18 protein-coding genes are annotated in these 19,243 nt (G+C 71.6%); 7 read left to right on the forward strand and 11 right to left on the reverse strand.

Translation table 11 applies throughout. The features are described 5' to 3' along the window. Window positions 1-20: 20 nt before the first annotated feature. Complete coding sequence (locus ACZ407_RS30380) at window positions 21-185, reverse strand: hypothetical protein (RefSeq protein ID WP_468133881.1); 165 nt, start codon at window positions 183-185, stop codon at window positions 21-23. A gap of 206 nt (window positions 186-391) precedes the next feature. Continuing rightward, complete coding sequence (locus ACZ407_RS30385; protein WP_468133883.1) at window positions 392-868, reverse strand: hypothetical protein; 477 nt, start codon at window positions 866-868, stop codon at window positions 392-394. Window positions 869-1,412: 544 nt separating this feature from the next. On the opposite strand from ACZ407_RS30385, the gene ACZ407_RS30390 reads away from it, so the two are divergent. Then, window positions 1,413-2,531 carry a sporulation protein gene (locus tag ACZ407_RS30390; protein WP_468133885.1) on the forward strand — a complete coding sequence of 373 codons (1,119 nt, stop codon included), beginning with the start codon at window positions 1,413-1,415 and terminating at the stop codon, window positions 2,529-2,531. Window positions 2,532-2,867: 336 nt separating this feature from the next. Beyond that, window positions 2,868-3,422, forward strand: a complete 555-nt coding sequence (locus tag ACZ407_RS30395) for a uridine kinase family protein (protein ID WP_468133887.1) — start codon at window positions 2,868-2,870, stop codon at window positions 3,420-3,422. 50 nt (window positions 3,423-3,472) lie between these two features. On the opposite strand, the gene ACZ407_RS30400 is transcribed toward ACZ407_RS30395, so the two are convergent. Further along, window positions 3,473-3,706, reverse strand: coding sequence for a hypothetical protein (locus tag ACZ407_RS30400; protein WP_468133889.1), 234 nt, complete (start codon window positions 3,704-3,706; stop codon window positions 3,473-3,475). Between the two features lie 214 nt (window positions 3,707-3,920). Between ACZ407_RS30400 and ACZ407_RS30405 the strand changes: the two genes are divergently transcribed. Beyond that, window positions 3,921-4,151, forward strand: a complete 231-nt coding sequence (locus tag ACZ407_RS30405) for a hypothetical protein (protein ID WP_468133891.1) — start codon at window positions 3,921-3,923, stop codon at window positions 4,149-4,151. A 238-nt stretch (window positions 4,152-4,389) separates the two neighbouring features. Here the strand turns inward: ACZ407_RS30405 and ACZ407_RS30410 are convergent, their stop codons facing one another. After that, complete coding sequence (locus ACZ407_RS30410; protein WP_468133893.1) at window positions 4,390-4,842, reverse strand: GNAT family N-acetyltransferase; 453 nt, start codon at window positions 4,840-4,842, stop codon at window positions 4,390-4,392. A 615-nt stretch (window positions 4,843-5,457) separates the two neighbouring features. Here ACZ407_RS30410 and ACZ407_RS30415 point away from each other — a divergent pair. Genes ACZ407_RS30415 through ACZ407_RS30430 form a run of 4 tightly spaced genes read left to right on the forward strand, consistent with a single transcriptional unit; the run spans window position 5,458 to window position 7,460 of the window. Then, window positions 5,458-6,300, forward strand: coding sequence for a hypothetical protein (locus ACZ407_RS30415; RefSeq protein ID WP_468133895.1), 843 nt, complete (start codon window positions 5,458-5,460; stop codon window positions 6,298-6,300). After that, a complete protein-coding gene (locus tag ACZ407_RS30420; protein WP_468133897.1) occupies window positions 6,275-6,544 on the forward strand; it encodes a hypothetical protein in 270 nt (89 codons plus the stop codon). The genes ACZ407_RS30415 and ACZ407_RS30420 overlap by 26 nt, the downstream gene beginning before the upstream one ends. 2 nt (window positions 6,545-6,546) lie before the next feature. Beyond that, window positions 6,547-6,867: a hypothetical protein gene (locus ACZ407_RS30425; protein WP_468133945.1), complete on the forward strand. Its 321-nt coding sequence runs from the start codon at window positions 6,547-6,549 to the stop codon at window positions 6,865-6,867. Then, on the forward strand, window positions 6,864-7,460 hold the full coding sequence (locus ACZ407_RS30430) for a hypothetical protein (protein ID WP_468133899.1): 597 nt from the start codon (window positions 6,864-6,866) through the stop codon (window positions 7,458-7,460). Before ACZ407_RS30425 ends, ACZ407_RS30430 begins: the two co-directional genes overlap by 4 nt. 93 nt (window positions 7,461-7,553) lie before the next feature. Here ACZ407_RS30430 and ACZ407_RS30435 read toward each other — a convergent pair whose 3' ends face one another. The 7 genes from ACZ407_RS30435 to ACZ407_RS30465 all read right to left on the reverse strand — a co-directional run bounded on the left by ACZ407_RS30435 (window position 7,554) and on the right by ACZ407_RS30465 (window position 18,811). Beyond that, complete coding sequence (locus ACZ407_RS30435; protein WP_468133901.1) at window positions 7,554-8,273, reverse strand: DUF6193 family natural product biosynthesis protein; 720 nt, start codon at window positions 8,271-8,273, stop codon at window positions 7,554-7,556. A gap of 98 nt (window positions 8,274-8,371) precedes the next feature. Beyond that, window positions 8,372-12,625 carry a polymorphic toxin type 27 domain-containing protein gene (locus ACZ407_RS30440; RefSeq protein WP_468133903.1) on the reverse strand — a complete coding sequence of 1,418 codons (4,254 nt, stop codon included), beginning with the start codon at window positions 12,623-12,625 and terminating at the stop codon, window positions 8,372-8,374. A gap of 228 nt (window positions 12,626-12,853) precedes the next feature. Further along, a complete protein-coding gene (locus ACZ407_RS30445; RefSeq protein ID WP_468133905.1) occupies window positions 12,854-14,029 on the reverse strand; it encodes an ALF repeat-containing protein in 1,176 nt (391 codons plus the stop codon). After that, window positions 14,026-15,585, reverse strand: coding sequence for an AbfB domain-containing protein (locus ACZ407_RS30450; RefSeq protein ID WP_468133907.1), 1,560 nt, complete (start codon window positions 15,583-15,585; stop codon window positions 14,026-14,028). Before ACZ407_RS30450 ends, ACZ407_RS30445 begins: the two co-directional genes overlap by 4 nt. 1,287 nt (window positions 15,586-16,872) lie before the next feature. Then, window positions 16,873-17,124 (reverse strand): transposase, encoded by a 252-nt coding sequence (locus ACZ407_RS30455; protein ID WP_468133909.1) that lies wholly within the window; start codon window positions 17,122-17,124, stop codon window positions 16,873-16,875. Then, complete coding sequence (locus tag ACZ407_RS30460; protein WP_468133911.1) at window positions 17,099-17,512, reverse strand: transposase family protein; 414 nt, start codon at window positions 17,510-17,512, stop codon at window positions 17,099-17,101. Before ACZ407_RS30460 ends, ACZ407_RS30455 begins: the two co-directional genes overlap by 26 nt. Before the next feature lie 279 nt (window positions 17,513-17,791). Continuing rightward, window positions 17,792-18,811, reverse strand: a complete 1,020-nt coding sequence (locus ACZ407_RS30465; protein WP_468133913.1) for a hypothetical protein — start codon at window positions 18,809-18,811, stop codon at window positions 17,792-17,794. Between the last annotated feature and the right edge of the window lie 432 nt (window positions 18,812-19,243).

Consider the following 19,243-nt stretch of genomic DNA (forward strand, 5'->3'; position numbering starts at 1 on the left):
GCCCGCCGCGGAGCGAATGCTCAGGCAGTCGGGGAGATGGCCGGGGGCGGCGGTGTCGGGTCGACGACCCGTCCGGCCATGGTGCTGGCGTGCAGGTCTGCGGTCAGCGCATCAAGGTGGGCTGCGCCTGCTGCGTCGCAGGCCACGGCGGTCCGCCAGCGGGGGCTGGTATCAGGCCCAGTCATGGCCAGGCTCCGGCGGGGTGTCGAGGCCCGCGGCCGCCGGAATCCGGCGGACCATGTCCTGCGGCTGCAGGTCTGGCGGTGTCGAAGGCGAGGACGGTGCCGTGCCGGCGACCCCGGTGGTGGAGCAGGGCGGCGTTGAACCGGGGGCGAACCCTTCGTCTTCGACGGTGAGGCGGTCGCCGTCATCAACCCCGGCAGGCTTGCGTTCACGCGGCCGGCACGACGCACCGCGGGGTCCGGGTGCAGGCGTGCAACGACGTTGAAGCGCGCGAACAGGGGCGCTGCCCGCAATGCGATCGCTGCGCTCGAGAACGGTCCTTCGGCAAGGCCGCGGCGATGGTGCAGTCCACAGAGCTGTCCTGAATCAGAACAGCGGTGTGCAAGGCCGTCCGCCGGGCTTCGAGGCGAGAGCGAGCGGCATCAAGGCCGTAACGTGCCATCAGATGGGTGGCCGTGGCGCCGGCGTGGCGGTGGTACGGCACCGGCAGGCGGTCGAGGAGTGCCTTCGTCGGGTGGTGCTGGGCGAGCAAGCTCTGGGTGAGCGTGGCGGGGGTGCCGTGGTCGGTGAGTGTCCTCATCAGCTCGTCGGCCAGGGTGGTCGTGCCGACGAGATCCAGCCCGTCGATCAACAGGCGCGGCGGGCGGCGCCCGGGCGCGAGAGCGATGCCTCCGTACGACTGCATGTTCGTCTCCCTTCTGATGGAGCGTGCGACGGCTCTCGGTGGCAGGCGCAGCGCCGGCACCGCGTCGGGGGCCTGTGAGCTGCTCTGCGAACCCCATCCGCACATGCACCGGATTCAGGCGCCGTTCGGCAGCCGAGGCACAGCTCCACTCAACCGGCGTCCATCGCGCCGCGGGAGGCGAACTCGGGGGGCTAACAACGAACACGCGCGTGCAAGGGAGTTGGCACCCGCCTACGCTCAGGAGTGCTCCGGCGGGCGCAGGAGCACGGCGGCGGGAGGGGGCATGGTGGGCGGACGGCGGCAGGGCAAGACACCCAACGAAGACCTGGCCCGGCTGATCGAGGCCGCAGCGATCAGCCACAAGGCCCTGGCCGCCGGCGTCAACCGGATTGCCGCACAGGCAGGTGTCCGAACGCGCTATGAGCACACCAGTGTCGCCAATTGGGTGAATCTCGGGATGATCCCGCGAGGGCGAGTGCCGGAGTTCATCGCCGCTGTCCTGCGAGAACGCCTGGGTCGTCCCGTGGGTGTCGAGGAAATCGGCATGCCCGGCGGAGACCGGGAGCAGTCCGACATCGGGTTGGATTTCGCTCGCGACCCCGCCGACGCCGTACGCGTCGCCGCGACCTACTGGAGAACCGTGGAACGCCGACACCTCCTCACGGCCGGCTTCGCCGTCGCCGCTTACACCACGCCGGTCACCCGCTGGCTGACCCGCCCGGCGCATGCTGCCGGAGCCCGCACCGGTCACGTGCGCGTCGGGCGCAGCGATCTCGACGAGCTTTGGCAGGCTGCAGACGAAGCGCGGCTGTGGGACTCGCGCTTCGGCGGCGGGAACTGGCGCACCTCCTCGGTCACCCAGTGCCTCAAGCTCCGGGCGGCCCCCCTGCTGTCGGGCACCTACAGCGAGGCAGTCGGCGCCGAGCTGTTCGCTGCGACGGCGGAGCTGTCCCGCGTAGTGGGCTGGTCGGCGTTCGACATCGGCCAGCACGCTGCTGCCCAACGCCACTTCATCCAGGCGCTCGCCCTGGCCCGGGCCGCGGGCAACACCGAGGTCGGCTGCTACGTCCTGACCACCATGGCGCTGCAGACCTACCTCCGCGGGTATCCCGAGCAAGCCGCAGACATGGCCGAAGGGGCCTTCGAGCGCGGCCGCGGCCACGCCGCCCCCCGCGTGCTGGCCTTCGCGAAACTCGCCCAGGCACGCGCCCACGCCCGTGCCGGAGACGCCAAAGCCGCCGGCGCCGCGCTGGCGCAGTCCGAAAACCTCCTCGGATCCATCCGCCCCGACACCCACGACCCCGGCTGGCTCTCCTATTTCACCCACGCCCGCCTGGCCACCGACGCCACCGAGATCCACCGCGACCTGGGCCGCCCCCGAGCCGCTTTCAGCTGGGCACGCCAAGCCGACGCCATGCCCACCGGGCGCTTCACCCGGGCCGTCGGGATCCGCATGGCGGTCCTGGCCACCAGCCACCTCCAGGACCGCGACCTCGACCAAGGCCTCGCCGCCGCCGACCGCGCACTCGACATCCTGCGCACTGTCCGCTCCACCCGCGCCCACGACTACATCCGCGACATCACCACCGCGCTGGCCCCCTGGCAAAACGACCGGCCCGTCGCCGACTTCATCCACCACGCCCGAGCCCTCACCCCCACCTGAGCCTCGCCGGCCCGGTGCCGCTTCCAGCCCGACCTGCGAGCAAAGACCACCAGCATGCGCGACCGGCACGGACCAGCCCCCATGACACCCCAGATGCCCGCTCGGCAGCGCGCTGCGGACGCCTCCTTGCTTGCTACCCTCACCGCGGACAGCCACCACATCCTGATCCCTGCACCGAGCGCGTCCCTGACCAGCGACGACCCTGTCGCGGTCGGCCAAATCCCCGGCACCGTCATCACCGAAGCCGCCGCAATTCACGCAAACCGGCCCCTTCGGGGGCTGCCGCATCACTAGACTCGCTGCCTCAAAACGACCCCTGGACTGAGGCGCCCGCACGTGAACCAGAACCCGGCATCGCCCCCACTCCTACTCATCGGCGGCGGCGCCGGGTCCGGCAAGACCTCCCTGGCCCGCGCCGTGGCCGAACTCCTGCCCGGCGCGGGCCTGGTTCATCTCGACCTCTGCTACCACCAGGACGTGACACTGGCCCCGAGCGTCCCCCGCTTCGACGGACAGCCCGGCCGCGCCATCGACTTCAGCGACCCGAACGCGCTCGATCCGGCAAGGATCAAAGCCGCCCGGGTCACCCACGCGGAAGCACCGCTGATCATCGTGGAGGGCATCTTCGCGCTCGCCCTCCCCGACCTCGCCCAGCAGGCACGCTGGTCCGTCTTCGTCGATGCACCGCCGGACGTCCGTGTCGTCCGCAAGACCATCCGCAAGATCACCGAAGGCAAAGACCCCCTGCCCGGACTCCTCGGCTACGCCAACACCGTGCGCGCCTACCACGCCCACGTGGAGCCCTCCTGTGCCCAGGCCGACCTCGTCCTCGACGGCACCCAGCCCGTCACAGACCTCGCCGCCCAAGTCCTGCAGTACCTCAAGCCGTAGGCGAGCGCCGGGAGACTGCACGGCTGTGGCCGGCGGCGCGGCGCCCGCGGTCATGCCAGGATTCCCCTCGCGGTCGCCTCGTGCCCGACCCACCGGACGCGCTCGGGTGTCGTGAGGCCGGTGGGCAGCTCCAAGACCGGAATGCCGATGCCCGTACAGGCGTCGAAGAGACTCTTGCCGACGGCCTCCTGCAGGTGGGAGGCGCGAGCGCGCATCCGGTCGCCGCCCGCCGCCTGATCGAACCGGTCCCGGCAGAACACGACGGCGTCGTACGTCCCCGGCACCGCACCACCGCGCTCGCCCTGCTCGACGAGGCCGACGAGGCCGACGAGGCCGACGAGGCCGACGACAGCTCGAACGCGACCACAGGCCGCGGGAAGGCCTGTTCACCGTCGAGGCCACCAAAGCCCAGGCCCACGTCCACGCATCGGCGTCCACACCGTGCTCGGCACCCCCGACGAAGCAGTGCCCCTCGCACAAGCCCTGAACATTCACCTGATGCCGACCGCGGAACGCCGCGCCCGCGCATGGACCGACTTCGCCCGCATGTGGCATGCGCTCGGGACCGGCCCCCAGACCTTCACCGCGCTACGCCACGTCGAACAAGAAGCAGCTCAAGAGACCCGCCGACCGGCACTCCAGGCGCTGACCGCGAACCTCCTCTACGGCCCCAAGCGCGTGCCCGGCCTGCGGGAGTTCGCCATCCGCACCGGAGCCGTACCCGCATAGACCGCCTCCAACCCATCGTTCGCTGGGCCACCTCGACAGACCCGTTCCACGGGCGGGCACGGTGCCAGCGCGAACCACGGCCCGGGCTCGTCCTTGTCGACCAGCGCGACGAGTTCGCGCATCCGATCGCTCATCGTCGGCGGAACATTCAGCGGGAACCAGACCACCTCCGCCGGGCTGGGGTCGGTCAGTGTCACGAGGGGACGGTCCGCGCTGCGGCCGGCGTGGGAACAAGTCTCTATTGCGTCATGTCACGCAGGTCAGGGCGGTTCCTGGGCAGTCCGAAGCCCGCCATCTGCTTCTCCTCGTAGGACAGGAAGCCAAGGCTCCGATAGAACGCGTGATTGCGCTTGCCTTCCGGCGACGACTCGTGATCTGTGGAGAGGAGGAAGAAGCGGCAGTGCGAGTACCGCTGCATGAGGTGCTCGACCAGGGCCCGGCCGACGCCCTGCCGGTGATGCACCGGGTCGACCACGACGTCCTGGACGTAGCAGATGTGTTCGTCGTCGGAGACGGTCCGGGCCAGTCCGAGGAGTGTCCCCGAACCGTCTCGTGCGGTGATGACGAGGTGAGAGTTCCGCAGGCCGCGGCAGAGCTTGTCGACGTCGGCGGTATAGCCCTCCCAGCCGACCGAGCCGTAGAGGCTCAGCATCTCATCAGGATCGAAAACGCTCTCTTCCGCGATGAACACGCCAAACCCCCTGCGGCTGTGCCGCTTTTCGATGCCGACCTCTCACCGCATCCCACTTCACGCCGGTCCGGCACGTCAAGATCGGCAACAGCCGATCAGCAGCCTGGGCGGGTTGCGAACCCACCGCCCAGGCATGAATCTCACTGGCCCCCGGGGCAGCCGGCGAGTCACCATGCACCGCCAGTAAGGTGAGCGCCCGCTGACACACCACCACCCCCCGCACCGGGGCCCGAACGGCGATCGCTCCACATACTCACCACCCCCTCCGGAGAACCGGTGAGGCCGGAGAAGCCACCGGTGAGACTCAGCAGCCACACGGTAAGGTCCCCAGAACTCACCGGTGAGGTCACTGGTGAAGTCCCGCAACTCGCCGGTGAGGTGCAAGAGGAAGTCACCAGTGACCTCACCAGGACAGTGGTGAGGTTCCAGCCCCGCAAGGCGCTGACCTGCAGTGGGGAGGTTCCCTGGTCTGCCGGTGAAGTCACCGGTGAGTCGCCGGGATTTCCGTTCTCCTTCCGTGACCCCCGGGGGGTGGTCGTGGTGAGGAAAGCGGTGAGGTCGCCGCCGTTTCGTAGGGGTGCAGCACGACAGCACCCCAACGGAAAGGCGTCCTCGATGACACCGAACGCTTCACCCACCCGCCGCCGCACCGCGGCCCGACAGCCCGCCAGCACGCCGACCCCAGGCCTGCGCACGACGCGGCCCGAGACCGTCCCCGCCCGGCAGCCGGTCCCGGCCGGGCGCCGGTTCGTACGCGTCCCGGTGTGGGCCGCGCTCGCCGCCGGCCCCCTCGCCCTGGCCGTCGCGATCGGCATGCCGCGCACCACGGTCGTGCAGGCCGCACCCCAGGGCCGGGCTGAGGCTGTGGTGCAGGAGCCGTCGGATCCGGCCGGGGTGGCGGAGGTGTTCGTCGACTTGTGGCTGCGCGCCGACGATGCCCGGCCCGACAGCCCCGCCTCGGCAGCGGTCCGCGCCCTGGCAGGGGATGTGGATCTTCCCCGGCGGCCCCGGACGGAGAAGGCCGCGCCGGCCGGCGGCGGGGTGCGGGTGATGGCGGTGCGAACATCGTTCACCGCCGGCGGCTGGACGGTGGTCGTCGCCGCGATCACCGACCAGGCCAGCGCCGGCAGCGCTGCGGTGACGGGTGCGGCGGTGCGGTACTTCGCAGTCTCCGGCATCGGCGGCCAAGGCGGCGGCCCGCTCAGGGTGACCGGGGCGCCCGGTGAAGTCGCCGCCCCCGACACCACCCCCCACAGCGAGGCGGGCGAGGGGTTCACGTATCCGGCCGCCTCCGGCGGGCCGCTGGCAATCTCGGTGGGCGAGTTCCTGCGCGCCTACCTCGCCGGCACCCGCGGGGGCAGGGGTGGAGCGGTACCTCTCCCCCGGCACCACCCTCCGCACCCCCGCCGGGACCGCGTATACGCGGATCGACGTGGAGGACGTCGCCGCCGACAATGAGACCGCCGTCGCCGACGGCGTCCCGACCGACGGAGCGCGGGCCCGGGTGCGGGTGCGGGTGGTCGGGGTGGATGCGGTGGGGGTGCGGTGGCCGCTGGAGTACCGGCTGGAGGCGACCGCCCGAGCCGGACGGTGGGAGATCAGCGCGTTCGGTGCGGGCGCGGCGGCATCGCCGTCCTCGGCGGTGGCCGGTTCCGACTCGGCCGGCTCCGCGCCGGCTGGCACGCGTGGGGGTGCGCGGTGAGCATGCTGCAGAGCGAGGCGTCGGCGGTGCTGGCGGGGGTTCTCGACGAGGTCGGTGACTCGCTGATCGCCACGGCCACGGACTGGGCCAAGGGCGCCCTGGTCTTCCTGCTGCTGGCCGTCGTGGTGGTGACGATCGCCACGAAGTGGTCGCTGAAAGCCGGGATCGGCGCACTGCTGGCGATGGTGCTGGCGCTGGGCATCTACCAGTCCCGCAACGACCTGTCCGACATGGTCTCCGACGAGATCAAGCACCCCGCCAACAGCACCGGACCGAACGCCGTCGTCGTGGTCGAAGCCCCGCGGACGGGCGGTGTCCTGTGAGCGAAGAGACGCAGGCTGCGGTGGCGCGGGCGTATACGAAGGCGCGGCGGCATCCCTGGGTGCTGGGCAAGCTCGGCGACTGGACCATGCCCTTCGGCCCCTACACCCCCGCCCAACTCCTCCTCGGCGGCGGAGCGTTCGCCCTGATCCGCACCCACGACTGGTGGTCCTGGGCAGGACCCGCACCCGTAGGCCTGTGGCTGGCGTCGGTTTGGGCGGTGCGGCACGCGCAGATCGCCGGCCAGAACCCCTTCACCGCCGCCCTCGGCATCCTCACCCTCCTGACCCGGCACCCCGCCGGACGGATCGGGACACGGCCCGCACGCGACCGGCGACCGACCTACCTCGGCGGCCGGTTCATCATCGAACCCGCACCGGCCAGCGCAGGTGCCGTCCCGGCCGCGGCCGCCCGGCTCGTAGCCGAAGCCGCCCACCTCGCGGACGCGGCAGGCGCGCCTGCGGTGGGTGTGCGGGCGGCGGGGTCGGCGCTGGACCGGCTGCTCGACGGAGGTACGACGATGAACCCCGAAGACGAACCGCTTCTTGCCTCGCCCGGGGAGCCCCTCGGCGGCACTGTCAGAGGAGCCGAATAGGTCCAGTGAGAGGCCGGGGTCGGCGGGCCGGTGTTCGGCAAGCGCCGGAGTCGACGGCGGGTTCGGCCCGTCCGCTACGGACGGGCCGAACCTCTACGACCCGGGCAGCAGCCGGAGGAGGCAGGCGACGGCCTCTTCCGCCGTGGCTGCCACCAGGCGGTCGGATGCGGACGTGCCCGCGCTGCCGACGATCCATCCGTGCTCACCGTGCGGGCTGGCCCGGGGGAAGTGGTCGGGGTGGGGCGGGACGGGGGTGTCGCTGAAGGTCAGGGCGCCATGGGAGACGATGGGGAAGAGCGCCCTCAGCTGCGGTGCCGTGTAGGCCGCCTCGACGAGCCGGCTGTCGATCAGGCCGGCGGGCAGCGAGCGGATCTCCTGCCACTGGTACGGGATGGCCCGTCCCTGCTCGAGCGCCACGGCGAACGGTGAGGTGGTGAGCGTCGGCCACTGGCGCCCCATCTCGTCCAGGGGCAGGCGGTTGTGCCATGCGTCGAGCAGGGCGACGGCGTCCTGGAGCGCGGGGACGGTGCCGGTGAGGGCGTTGCCGATCCAGGGCCGGGTGCACCGCACCCCGATGACGTGCTGGTGGCGTTCGAAGGTGACGAAGCAGGTCCCGCGGTCGCTTTCCACGGCGACCGCGATCGAGTCCTGTGAGGCGTCCCAAGGTCCCCAGGGCCGGCTCGGGGCGAGCGCGGCGCCCGCAGCGCCGGCGATCCGATGGAGGCCGAGGAGGGGGTCGCCGGCGTCTGCTGCGAGCTCCGGGTAGGTGCGGGTGTCCAGTGGGATGTGGAGGTCGGCCGGCTCGGGGTGCATGGTTCGTCCGTGTTCGTTCGGTGCGGCGGGCAGTGGGCAGTGGGCCGTGCTGCCGGGGCAGCAGGTCTGGCTGCCCCGGCAGGAGGTGCTCTGCTGGTCTATTTGTCGATGTCGGTGGTGGAACGCCAGTCAAAGGCCGGAGGGTCGTTCAGCTTCTTTCCGTTCCAGAACCAGGTGATGTCCTTCAGCTCGCGGGTTTCGTTCAGTATCGAGGCCCTGACGACGGTCGCCAGTTCCCAGGCGGTCTGGTTGCCGTGCTTCAGGCCCAGCTCCGGGGTCGTGTAGGTCCTGCCTCGCGCCACGGTGTACCGCAGGGCCTCCTCGGCCGTCTCGAACTCGCTTCCGTCGGCCTTCCGCAGCCCGTCCAGCGAGAACGTGAGGTTGATCTTCGGATTCTGTGCGGCCTCTTCGACCGCGACCATCCACAGGGGCTTGTTGGGGTCGGCTGTGCTCATCTGGCCCCACGGACCGCCGTTCAATGTGAAGTAGGGCTTGCCGGTCTCCTTCTGGAGGGCCTCGGCCAGGACGTCTCCGCTGTCGGGGCCGTTGATGCCCAGAACCAGTTCGTCGCCGTCGGCGAGGAGGCAGCCCTCCTTCTTCGGGCCACCGGCGGGTAGCGCGAAGACCCCCGCCGGCACGACATGGCTGCGATCGTTGACGTCGAGGCCGTCGACCTGCCGGAGGTGCTTCCACCGGTGGACCTTGACGGTCCCGGCCGCCTGGCCGTACCCGGCCTCGGACGGACCGGCCGAGTCGGACCGGGCACTTGTGGCGAGCGGAGCCGCGCCGCCGCGCCGGACACCCGACTTCTTCCCCTGCCCGGCGATGTCCACCAGGCAGGAGGCGGCCGCCTTGATCTTCCCCAGCGCCTCCTCGTACTTCTTGAGCTGCTTGCGCGCGTCCGCGGTCTTGTCGAGGAAGGCGTTGATTCCGGCAATGGCCTTGGCGACCTTGGGGAGCTTCCCGACGATCTTGGCGGCTTTCGCCGGGCCGATGTTCTGGACCACGGCCCAGATGCAGGTCGGGATGTCAGGGTCGTCGATGCAGGCCTTGATGTCCTCCAGGAAGAGCTCGACGAGGATCTCGGCACCGTTCGACTTCAGGTAGTCGAGGAGGTCGAGTTCCGCCAGGGCCCGCACCTGCTCGTAGGCCTCGGGCGAGAGCCCGGCCGCCGCGAGCGCCTTCTTCACCTGGTCGTCGAGGACGGGATCGGACGGCTGGGCCTTGGATGCTTCCTCGCGGGCCTTGCGCTGCCGCTCGCGCTGGTATTCCTCGGCTCTCCTGGCCGCGTCGTCGGCTTCGCGGGCGTGCTGGTTGGCGTTCGTGGCCGCGGTCTCGGCGGTCTTGGCGTGCTCTTCGGCGGAGGTGGCGAGTTTCGCGGCGTCCGCGGCGTCCTTCTCCGCCTGTGCTGCCGCGGCCTGGGCGGCGGTTGCCTCCTTCTCTGCCAGGGCGGCGGCGCTCTGGGCTGCTGTGGCCTGGTTCTCCGCCTCCGTGGCGGCGTTTCGTGCCCGTTCTGCCTCGGCTTCTGCCTGGGTGGCGGCCGTCCGGGCCGCCACGGCGTCGGCGTAGGCCTTGTCCGCGGCCCGGCGGGCCTGCTGTGCGTCGGCCTGGGCCTGGTCGTCCGCTTGGCCGGCCCGTGCCGCAGCCGCCCTGGCCTTCGCCCCGTCCTGCGCGGCCTGCGCGGCCGAGTTCATGGCGGCTGCCGAGGAGCGGGCGGCCTCCGCGGTCGAACGGGCCGCCGCAGCGGCCGCCTTGAACGCGGGCGCCACCTGTGCGTTCGCCCGCTTCGCCGCCGCCTCGGCGGCCTCGGCGGCTTCGGCTGCCTCTGCCGCCCTGGCCTCGGCCGAGGCGACTTGCTCCTGGCCCATCTTCAGTGCGGCGTTGGCCACCGCCGCTGCGAAGTCGGCGTCGATGTCCTTGCCGGTGAAGGGCGCGGTGAGTGTGATGGCGGTGTTCGCCGGGTCGGCGATGCCTGCCGCCGTGCTCCGGGCGCCGCCGGCGGCTTGGAGGGCGACGGTGGCCTGGAGCTGTGCCATGGCCGCTTCACGGGTGGCTCCGTCGGCCTCGTCCCGGGTGCGGTGGGCAGCCTGCAGAGCGTGGTTGGCCTGTACGGCGGCCAGTCCGGCCAGTCGGGCGGCGGCGTGCGCGGCGGCGCCCGCGCGGTTCTCCTGCGCGGTGGCCTCGGCCGCCTTGGCGTTGGCCCGCTGGGTCGCGGCCCGCGTCAGGGCGGCCTGCGCCTCGGCCTTGCCGGCTGCCGAGTCGGCGGCGGAGGCGGCGGCCTCGGCCTTGTTCGCGGCAGCGTCGGCCCGTACGGCGTGGGCCCGGGCCGCGGCCTCGGCGGCGCGGGCCCGTGCGGCCGCACCGGCCGCTGCGATGGCGGCCGCCCGCGACCTCATCGAGGCGTCCGCGGCCGCGTTGGCGGCGCTGCGGGCGGTGACGGCTGCTCGTCCGGCCGCGTCGGCCTCGGAGCGCGCCGCGTCCGCGGCCTGTCGTGCCAGCGCGGCGTCGGAGCTTCCGCTCGCCGCTGCCGCCAGCGCCTCGGTCGCTTTGGCCCTGGCTTCTTCGGCCTTGTGCAGCCGTTCGGCCTCGACCGCGTTGTTGCGCGCGTTGCGGGCCTTGGTCTCCTCGTCCCGGGCGAGCTGCGCGGCCTTGGAGGAGATGCCCTCCTGAGTCGCCGTCTTCGCACGCATTTCCGCCGCAGTGGCCGCGGCCGCCTTCGCCTCTGCCCGCTTGGCGGCAGCCGTACGGGCCTCTGCGTCCGCCCGGGCCCGGGCCTGCGCCGCGAGGTCCCGCTCCTGCTCCGCCCGTACCCTCGCGGCAGCGGCAAGCTCCCGCTCGCGCGTGGCGACGGCCCGCTGCTCACTGGCGATCTTGGCCTGGCGCTGGGCTTCCAGACGGGCTTCGCGGGTCTTGCGGGCGTGCTCCCAGGCGTCCTTCTCGGCCTGCTCCGCCTCGATGCGGGCCTGCCGGCTCTTCGCGGCGGCGTCGGCCGCGGTCTTGGCCTGCCCCTTGGCCTGACGCGCCAGTTCGGCCGCCGTCTTGGCATGCTGCTCGGCGTTGGCCCGCCATGCCCTGGCCTGCTTCTCGTGCAGCTGGGCCTGGTTCTGGGAATTGAGGCCGGCAGCGGTCGCGGCGGTCGCGTCGACCGCGTGCTGGGCGGTCTGGGTGGCCCGCCACGCGGCATCGGACGCTGCGGAGATGCCCGAGGCAACCTCGGACCACTGCGTACCGTAGGTCAGCCCCGTCTCCACCAGGATCTCGGCCTGCACCTTCGCCCGGCCTGCGGCGACTTGGGCATGCTTGGCAGCGGTGTCCGCGAAGCCCACCTGCCGGGCGACGTCCTTCTTGACCTCCGTGTAGTCCGACAGACGCTTGCCGGCCCGGTCGCCGGCGAGCAGCCGGTCGGCCTCGCGGGAAGAGGCCGCCGCCAGGCTCATGGCGTTGGAGGAGTTCTTCAGCGCGCGCACGGCGTCCCCGTGTGCGGCGATCAGCTTGGTTCGGGCTTCGGAGGCGCGGGCGGAGTTCTCGGCGAGCTTGCGCAGCCGTTCGGCCGCCGCCAGAGCCTCCTTCTGCTCCCTCTCCTGGGCGGCGCGCTCGTCGGCGTCCTTCTGCGCGGCGATCGGATAGCCCTTGTCCAGGAACTCCGCGATCACCTTGTCGTCACCCGAGGCCAGGGCGAGCCGGGCGGCCGCCTTCACCTCCGGGCCGCCGGTGGCGACCAGCAGCTCGACGCGCTTGCGGTTCTCCTCGGCCCGCTTGCGGTCGTTGTCCTGGTTCGTCTTGTCACGCTGGCGGGCGATGTCCGCGCCGAACGCCAGGAAGTCCGCCCTGTCCCGTGCAGTGGCCTTCAGAACGCGTTCGACTTCGGCGTTGAAGTACGGGCCGCCCGTGCCGCGCATCGCCTCGATCGTCTTGCGGTTTTCCGCATCAGCGGCGTTGCGCTTGTCGACGGCGCGCTTGCGGGCCTCGGCCTCGCCCCGTTCCAGGAACTCGCGGATCGCGTTCGGGTCCGTGCTCGCCAGCGCCGCTCGGGCGGCCTCGCGGACTTCCTCCTCTTCATCGAACTCCGCGTAGTTCTCCACCAGTCGGCGGTCGGCGTCGGCACTGAGCCGGGCCAGCGAAGTCGCCGGAGCCACGGGGGCGGGGGTGCCCGCCTCCATCCGGGCGGCCACGGCCGACAGCGCGCGCGACCCGGCGGAAGCGAGGTCCTTCGCTGCAGGTACGGCAGCCTGGGCGGGCGTGGCGACCCCACCCAGCACGGCGGCGGCCACGCTGGCGGACACCGCCTTGGCCAGTGCCGTACGGAAACGGCCCGGTGGTCCTCCGGCGCCGGGCCGAAGTCGTGCTCTCATGGGAATGATCTCCTCCATTGGTGGTGGTGACGGGGAGGGCGTCGGGGCGCCGGGGAGGGCGTCGGGGGCGCCGGGGTCCGGGCAGAAGGGCGCGGGAAAGCGGCGGGTGCCCCGCCCCCGTACCGAAGGGGGCGGAGCACCCGTGCCCCGGAGAGGGTCCGGCGCGGTCCTGCCGGAACCCGGCGGGCGTGGCCTGCGGACCCTCGGCGCCGTTCGCCCTCGGGGCGGTCAGCCCTTGACGCGGCTCTCGCCGTCGCGGGCCCGGCCGGCCATGTCCTGCCAGAACGCCGCGGAGGCGACCGCGGACTGTTCCTCCTTGGCCCAGGCCTGCCGGTTCGCCCCGGCGGGCGCGGCGAGGAGCTTCCACATCTCCCGCTCGTCGGCCAGGGCGAGGGCCTGGACCTGCTGCCAGTTCTCGGTCTGCTGCACTGCCCGCTTCCGCTCTGCCTGCCATGCGGACTGGGCATCGCGGGCGAGCGACCCCACGGCCTGCCAGGCGCGTTCCGCCCGCGTACGGGCTGCGGCGTCGCCGGCCGCGTCATGCAGTGCCGCCTCGGCTTCGACCGCGGCCTTGGCCAGGACCGCGAGCGTCCGGTGGCGCAGTGCCTCGGAGTCCGTGGTGCGCAGCCGGTGGGCCTCGAGGTCCAGGGTTCCACCGGTCACCCAGCCGAACCCGTAGAACTCCCGGACGTCCTCGTCCCCGGCTCCGAGCCGGAGCGCCCACTGCGCCGCGACTCGGACCTGCTCGCCCGGATCGTGCTCGGCCAGCGACCTGGCGAACTCCCGGTCGCGGTCCAGCACCGCCTGCCGCTCGGCAGCAGCCGCATCGCGGGCTTCCCGGTCCCTCTGCTGTGCCTGGGCGTAGCCGGTCTTCACGAACGCGGCCCGGTCGGCGTCCGAACCCTTCAGGGCCCGCTCTGCCGCTGCGCGGGTCTGCGGCGCGAACGCCGCGGGGTGGGTGCGCAGCACGCGTTCGCAGAACTCCCGGTCACGAAGACGCGCATCCTTCAGCCGCTTCTTGGCCTGTTCGAAACCCCCGCCCGGTGCCAGCCAGTCACTGATGGCCGCATCGCCGCGGGTACTGCGCAGCGCGTTCCACGCCGAAGTCCGCAGCTCGGCCGGGAGCCCCGACAGAGCGATCTTCTGTACCTCCGCGCGCGCTCCGGCAGCCGCCGCAGCCAGTGCCGCCGCCGCTCCCGTCGCTCCCGGATCCGCCGAAGCCGAGGTCACGACGGGCACGCCGGCCGACACGCGTCCGAACATCCCCGCGCGCGGGGGGACGTGGGCCTGGGCCTGGGGCGCACTCGCCATGAGGCTTCCCGCCACGACCGCAACGGCCATCGAGGCGGTCAGCCCGACGCGGGCGGTCCTGCCCGGCTGGGGCCGGCTCGCGTTGTCCGTCACGGAGCGAGCGGGTCGACGACGGCCCAGCCGGGGTAGCCGACGAGCCCGATCGAGCCTTCGGTGGCCGGTGGCGCGCCCGTCACCAGCTCATTGCGCTGGTTCAGCCGGACCTTGAACTTGTCGGCGACCGACCAGGTGAACACGGCGGAGTCGGGGTGGTCGTACCAGATGCCCTTCGTGAAATCGTTGAAACACCAGGTGGCGCTGTTGCGGAAGGCCGCGGTGTTGTCGTTCGCCCCCAGAACCACCGCGCCCTGGTTGACGGTGCCCTTCATGTAATGGCCGGGCTTGCCCGCCGCCTCGAACGAGAAGCAGCCGGCCTGGCCCGCCAGCGACGGGACGACGAGCCACGTCGCGTTGTCCCGCATGTCCTGCGAGCTGGCCGAGGTCACCGGACCGGCGGAAATCTTCCCTCCGCTGACACCGGTGTGGCGCAGCGAGAAGCCCTTCAACGGGTCCTCGGCGTCACGGGCCTTGATCAGCAGAGTCTGCCGCCGGGCCCTCTTCTGGCCCTCCTCGGACAGGAACTCCGCGACCTTTACGTCACCGCCCGCCAGCGCCTTCTCCGCCGATGCCACGAGGTGCGGGTTGAAACCGCGCTCCTTGGCCGTGGTGAGGATCTGCCGGGCCAGCATCCGGTTGGCTTCTGCCAACTTCTTGCGGCGGGCTTCGTCGTCGCGCTTGTAGGCCGCGTCGGCGCCGGTGTAGAGGAAGTCGAGCCAGTCGGACGCCTTCGTGCTGAGCACCGCCTTCTGGGCCGCGCGGTACAGCTCCGAGTTCTTCAGGTCCGCAGGCGCCTGCCGCAGCATCTCGCGGATGAAGTTGTCGTCGCTCATGTCGAGCAGCCCCGACTTCATCGGAACGCGGAACAACGCGGCGACGTTCTTGCGCGCGGCCTTGTTCCGGCGCAGCTCCGCCTCCTTGCGGTTCTTCTCCTCCAGCTCCGCGAGTTCCCTGGCCACGTCCTTCTTGTGGGCCTCACGCGCTCCGGTGGCGATGAACTCCCGCCAGTCGGCCTCGTCGCCCTGCAGGGCACGGGTGGCGGCAGCGCGCACCTCGGGGCCGGAGGCCTCGTGGCGGGCGATGGCCCGGATGAAGTTGTTGTCGCTCAGCGCGAGCAGTTCCGGGGTGCTCGGGATGCCGACCACCACCAGCACCTGCTGTCGGGCCTGCAGCGCGGCGCGGTCCCTTTCGGCCTTGTCCCGCTCGCGCTGCTGGTCCTCCTTCAGCGCCTTGTGGATGCCGGTGACGATGAACGCCACGTGGTCGTCCGCCGCGGTGCTCGCCATCGCCCGCTCGGCCGCCGTGCGCACCGAGTCCAGCCGCTCTCCGGCATCGCTCGCCTTGCGCCACAGGGCGTGGATGAAGTCGTAGTCGCTCAGCAGCATCACATCAGCCGTCGGATCCAGCTGCACCGCGGCTGCGGCCTCGACCCGCTGGGTGTCGGTGGTGCCGATACCCGCGGCTCGTGCCTCCTGGTGCGCGGGCTCGGGAACGGCGAAGGCCGCGCCTTGCGCACCCGCCGCGAGGACCGCTGCCATTGCGGTGGCACCCATGACCGCACGCACGGCGGTCCTGCGAACGCCAGTTCGCATTTCATTTCGCATTACTGTTGAAGATCTTTCTGGTAACGGCAACGGGCAGCCCGGTCCGGCAGGCTTGGCTCCGAACCTGGACCCGGCCCCGGACCCGGACCCGCCTGCGGATGGAGGAGCGCAAGCAGCTCCACCGCGTACGGGACGGGATGGGATGGGACGGGGCGGAGAACGGAGAGCCGCCGGAAGGCGCCGTGCAGGCGCAGCGCCGGGCACGTCACGGGCAGGGCGGATTCCCTGCCGAGAACCACAGGGGGGCACGCAGACCGTGCGGTCGGACGACGCCTTAAAACGAAGGAGTGCCGCTGAAGGCCGGCGCGGACGCGGCTGAGCGTTTCGGGAATTCCCTCATGATTCGTTCCCCCCGGAACCCGTGCAATGGGACATGGTGGTGGCGCCGCGGAGACAGGTCTCCGTGGTCGCGCCAGGCAGCTGGTCAGGCCGCCTCTCAAGGTCGCTGGTCAGGCCACCCATCGAGACTTTAGCAGCAGGGAACGACAGGCCAACCCGGCCCCGAGACACCACTTGACTGATAATCAACTATGCGCCGACCGATGGGTGTCCAGCCCCGCCTACCCGCAGGACCACCACACGTGAAGCAGCCTTCGGCGGGATGCGCGAGGCGCGCGGACGAAGAAGCCGCAGGGAGCGGGCGGTACGGAGGTAGCAGCACGCGCGGGGCCCGCCTCCTCATGCCCGCAGGGCCGGTGTCCTCCTGCCTGCGGCAGGGCCAGGGCCACGGCCGGCCGCGCAGGCGCCGAATCAAGCCAAGGCGACGTGGAATCCCGCTGCGGAAGCGAACGCCCCCGCACGAGGGGCCGGCAATTCAACCGCCGCCCAACCGGACCAGCCCCGGCCCGGACGGGCGGTGGCCGGTGGCGGCGCCGGGGGGGGTGGCGTCCCACTGCTGGCCGGCTCCGCCCCCGAAGTCCCAGATCGAGGACCAGGCCCTGAACTCTCACGCAAGACTCGGTTCAACGACAACAGAATGAATCAGGGTAAGGGCTTCTAGGGGTCCAGCCTGCTGGACCGTGGGCGGTTCTCGCGGAACGTGTCCTGCCAACGTGCGGCGTTCGCGTACCGGAGGACGGTGTTGAGGCCCCAGCCCAGGTGCCCGGCGATCGCCCGGCGTGAGTGGCCCTGGGCCAGGAGCTCATGAACCAGGGCGTGTGCGGCCTTCTTCCGCTCGGCCCGCCGGCCGACGGGCTCCGAGTCGTCCTGCGGTCGGCCGGAAACAAGTCCGGTGGCCTACGGCAGCATGCCGCTGGGCGATGGGTTGCGCAGGCAGTCGCGATGGGCAGCGACACAAGTCTCCACGGCCCGGCCGAGGCCCTGCCACAGATGGAACCGGTCAGCGACCTGCAGAGCACCGGGGGCACCGCGCCGGGCACCCTCTGCGTAGGCGCCCGCCCGGTCCCGGCAGATGATCTCCACGCCAGGGTGGCGAGTCAGCCACGCGGCCAGCGGCCCGGCTTCACGGGTGGGGAGCGCATCGACCACGCGATGGTCTTCGACGCTGGTCAAGACAGTGCCCCACCCGCTCCAGGGCGCGGTTGAGCCTTTTGGTGAACCGTGCGTGCGGGGCGGCCAGCCCGGAGAACGGCTCAGCGAACGTCCGGCGCGTGCAGTCCGCGGCTCCGCAGATGAAGCGCCGGACCGTCAGCCGGATGACGAGGCCCTGTTCAGCGAGCGGAAGATCCTTCAGCCTGCGCTGACATCGGTCGTGGACTCGGTCCGAGAAGCGGCCGCAGTCCGGGCATAGACCGCCGGCGGCCCGGCCTTTCGCCACCACCTCGACCGTGCCGAACGCGGTCGTAACCGCCTCGACATCCACATCGTCGATCCCGTCGAACACCAGCGATTCCCAGAACGGTGCATTGGTCTGCATGACCAGCACCATCACCGTCCACAACCGACCGCAGTGGCGGTCGCCAGATACCTGATGGAGCGTCAATTCTAGTCGTGGAGCGACAAGGCGTACGCGGTCTCACGCGCACCCGACTCCTCGCAATCGAACATCGGGGTAACGCTCCGCGACGAGTCCCCAAGATCTGTGCCAGAACCGGATTGTGACGTCAGTTGTTCACGGGTTCGGCAGGCACTGGGCCGTGTCCTGTTCGACGTTCACGGGAGGTGACGGCGCCCGGTCCGAGAAGCTCTGCCCCGCCTATTGGAGGCTCCATCGGTGCGGGTGTCCGGGCTCGGTTGGGCAGGCGAAGATGTTCAGCAGGCCGTCTCGGCCGATCGTGAGTTGCGTAGGCCGGCTGTCCCGAAGGGGCTCGGCGACGTCCCGCTCTTCGGTGGGCATCCAGCTGCCGTTGGCGCCGTCCCACTCGCGGCTGTCGAGGGTCAGCAGCAGGACCATGGGTGCGGCGCAGGCTTCGCAGTTCATCGGGTGGGGGTCGGTCGTGCGCCAGGAGGGGAATCCACCCACCCGGCAGCCCTGTGGAATCGACAGGTCATGGTGGTAGGTGACCAGCTCGTCGACCAGGCCGCGCTTGTCCGCCTTGCGTTCCTCCGCGTCCTCCCAGGCGTCAATCCGTCTCCGCAGCCTGGCCGGCAGCGATCCGGCGTACGGGTAGGTGACGACCTGCTCGGGGTGCAGCACACACGGCTCGGGGACCGCGCCCTCGAAGCCGACCAGCGCCGGCTGCGGCGGAGCGTCCAGCGGCACGGCAACCTGGTCGGACCGGCGCCAGCGCACGTGCGGGGCCAAGCCGTAGCGGCTCGGGCCATGCGCCTCGAACGGGCACCAGAGGACCTGGAGCAGGTCGCAGCCGTCCGGGCCCGGCGCCAGGCCGGGAACGTCCCGCCGATACAGCTGGACCAGGCCGATCAACGGGATCGGATCGGTGTCGGCGATCTCCCGTTCGCGGTGCCTGCGGCCGAGCTCCTTGAGCAGGACCCGCTCTTCGTCAGTGGGCCGGTCCCGGGCCCAGGCATCAGCGAGCACCTGACGCCCGCGATGAATGTCCGCGACCCGGTACCCGCTACTGCGCTTGTGCGGCTCGGTACAGACCGGCCACGGCTCGTCGGCCGGCCACAGCAGAGGACCGCCGACCGAGCTGACCGACGCGTCCGGACGCCCCCGCCGCGGGTGCAGCCGGGTCGTCGTACCGCGGAACGCGCCCAGCTTCGGGAAAAGTGCCTCGACGTGCACCGGGCGGGGCGGTGTAGTTCTGGTCATGGCGGAGACCCTAGGCCACTACACCGGCCGTGATCACACGTGCCTGTCTATTTTATGGCGAATCGGGCACGCAGGTTTACGGCGAATCGGGCACGCAGGCCGATTTCTCGGCCGCCTGCGCTGCGTGCCGCTCCTCGCAGCGGATCCCGCCCGCGGGGTGGCCGTCCCTCGCGGGTGCGGCCCTGTCGCCGTGCTCGGGACACCACCGCGACGGCACGATGCCCCCGCAGTCCTGACCGGTGCACGGGCAGCCGACGGCCGGCCTCGCGTATGCGAGTACCGCCGCCGGCACGGCGGACAACTAGAGTCCCGGACGGCACCACGTGCGGAACCGCGATCTTGCCGTGGGCCAGCACCCACGCCACCACCTCCGCCCGCGCAAACAGGGGCGAGGCCTGCGTACCGCGACCGGGGCAGGGAAATCGGGGTGGC

It is taken from the genome of Streptomyces sp. NPDC030809 (genome assembly GCF_055572195.1).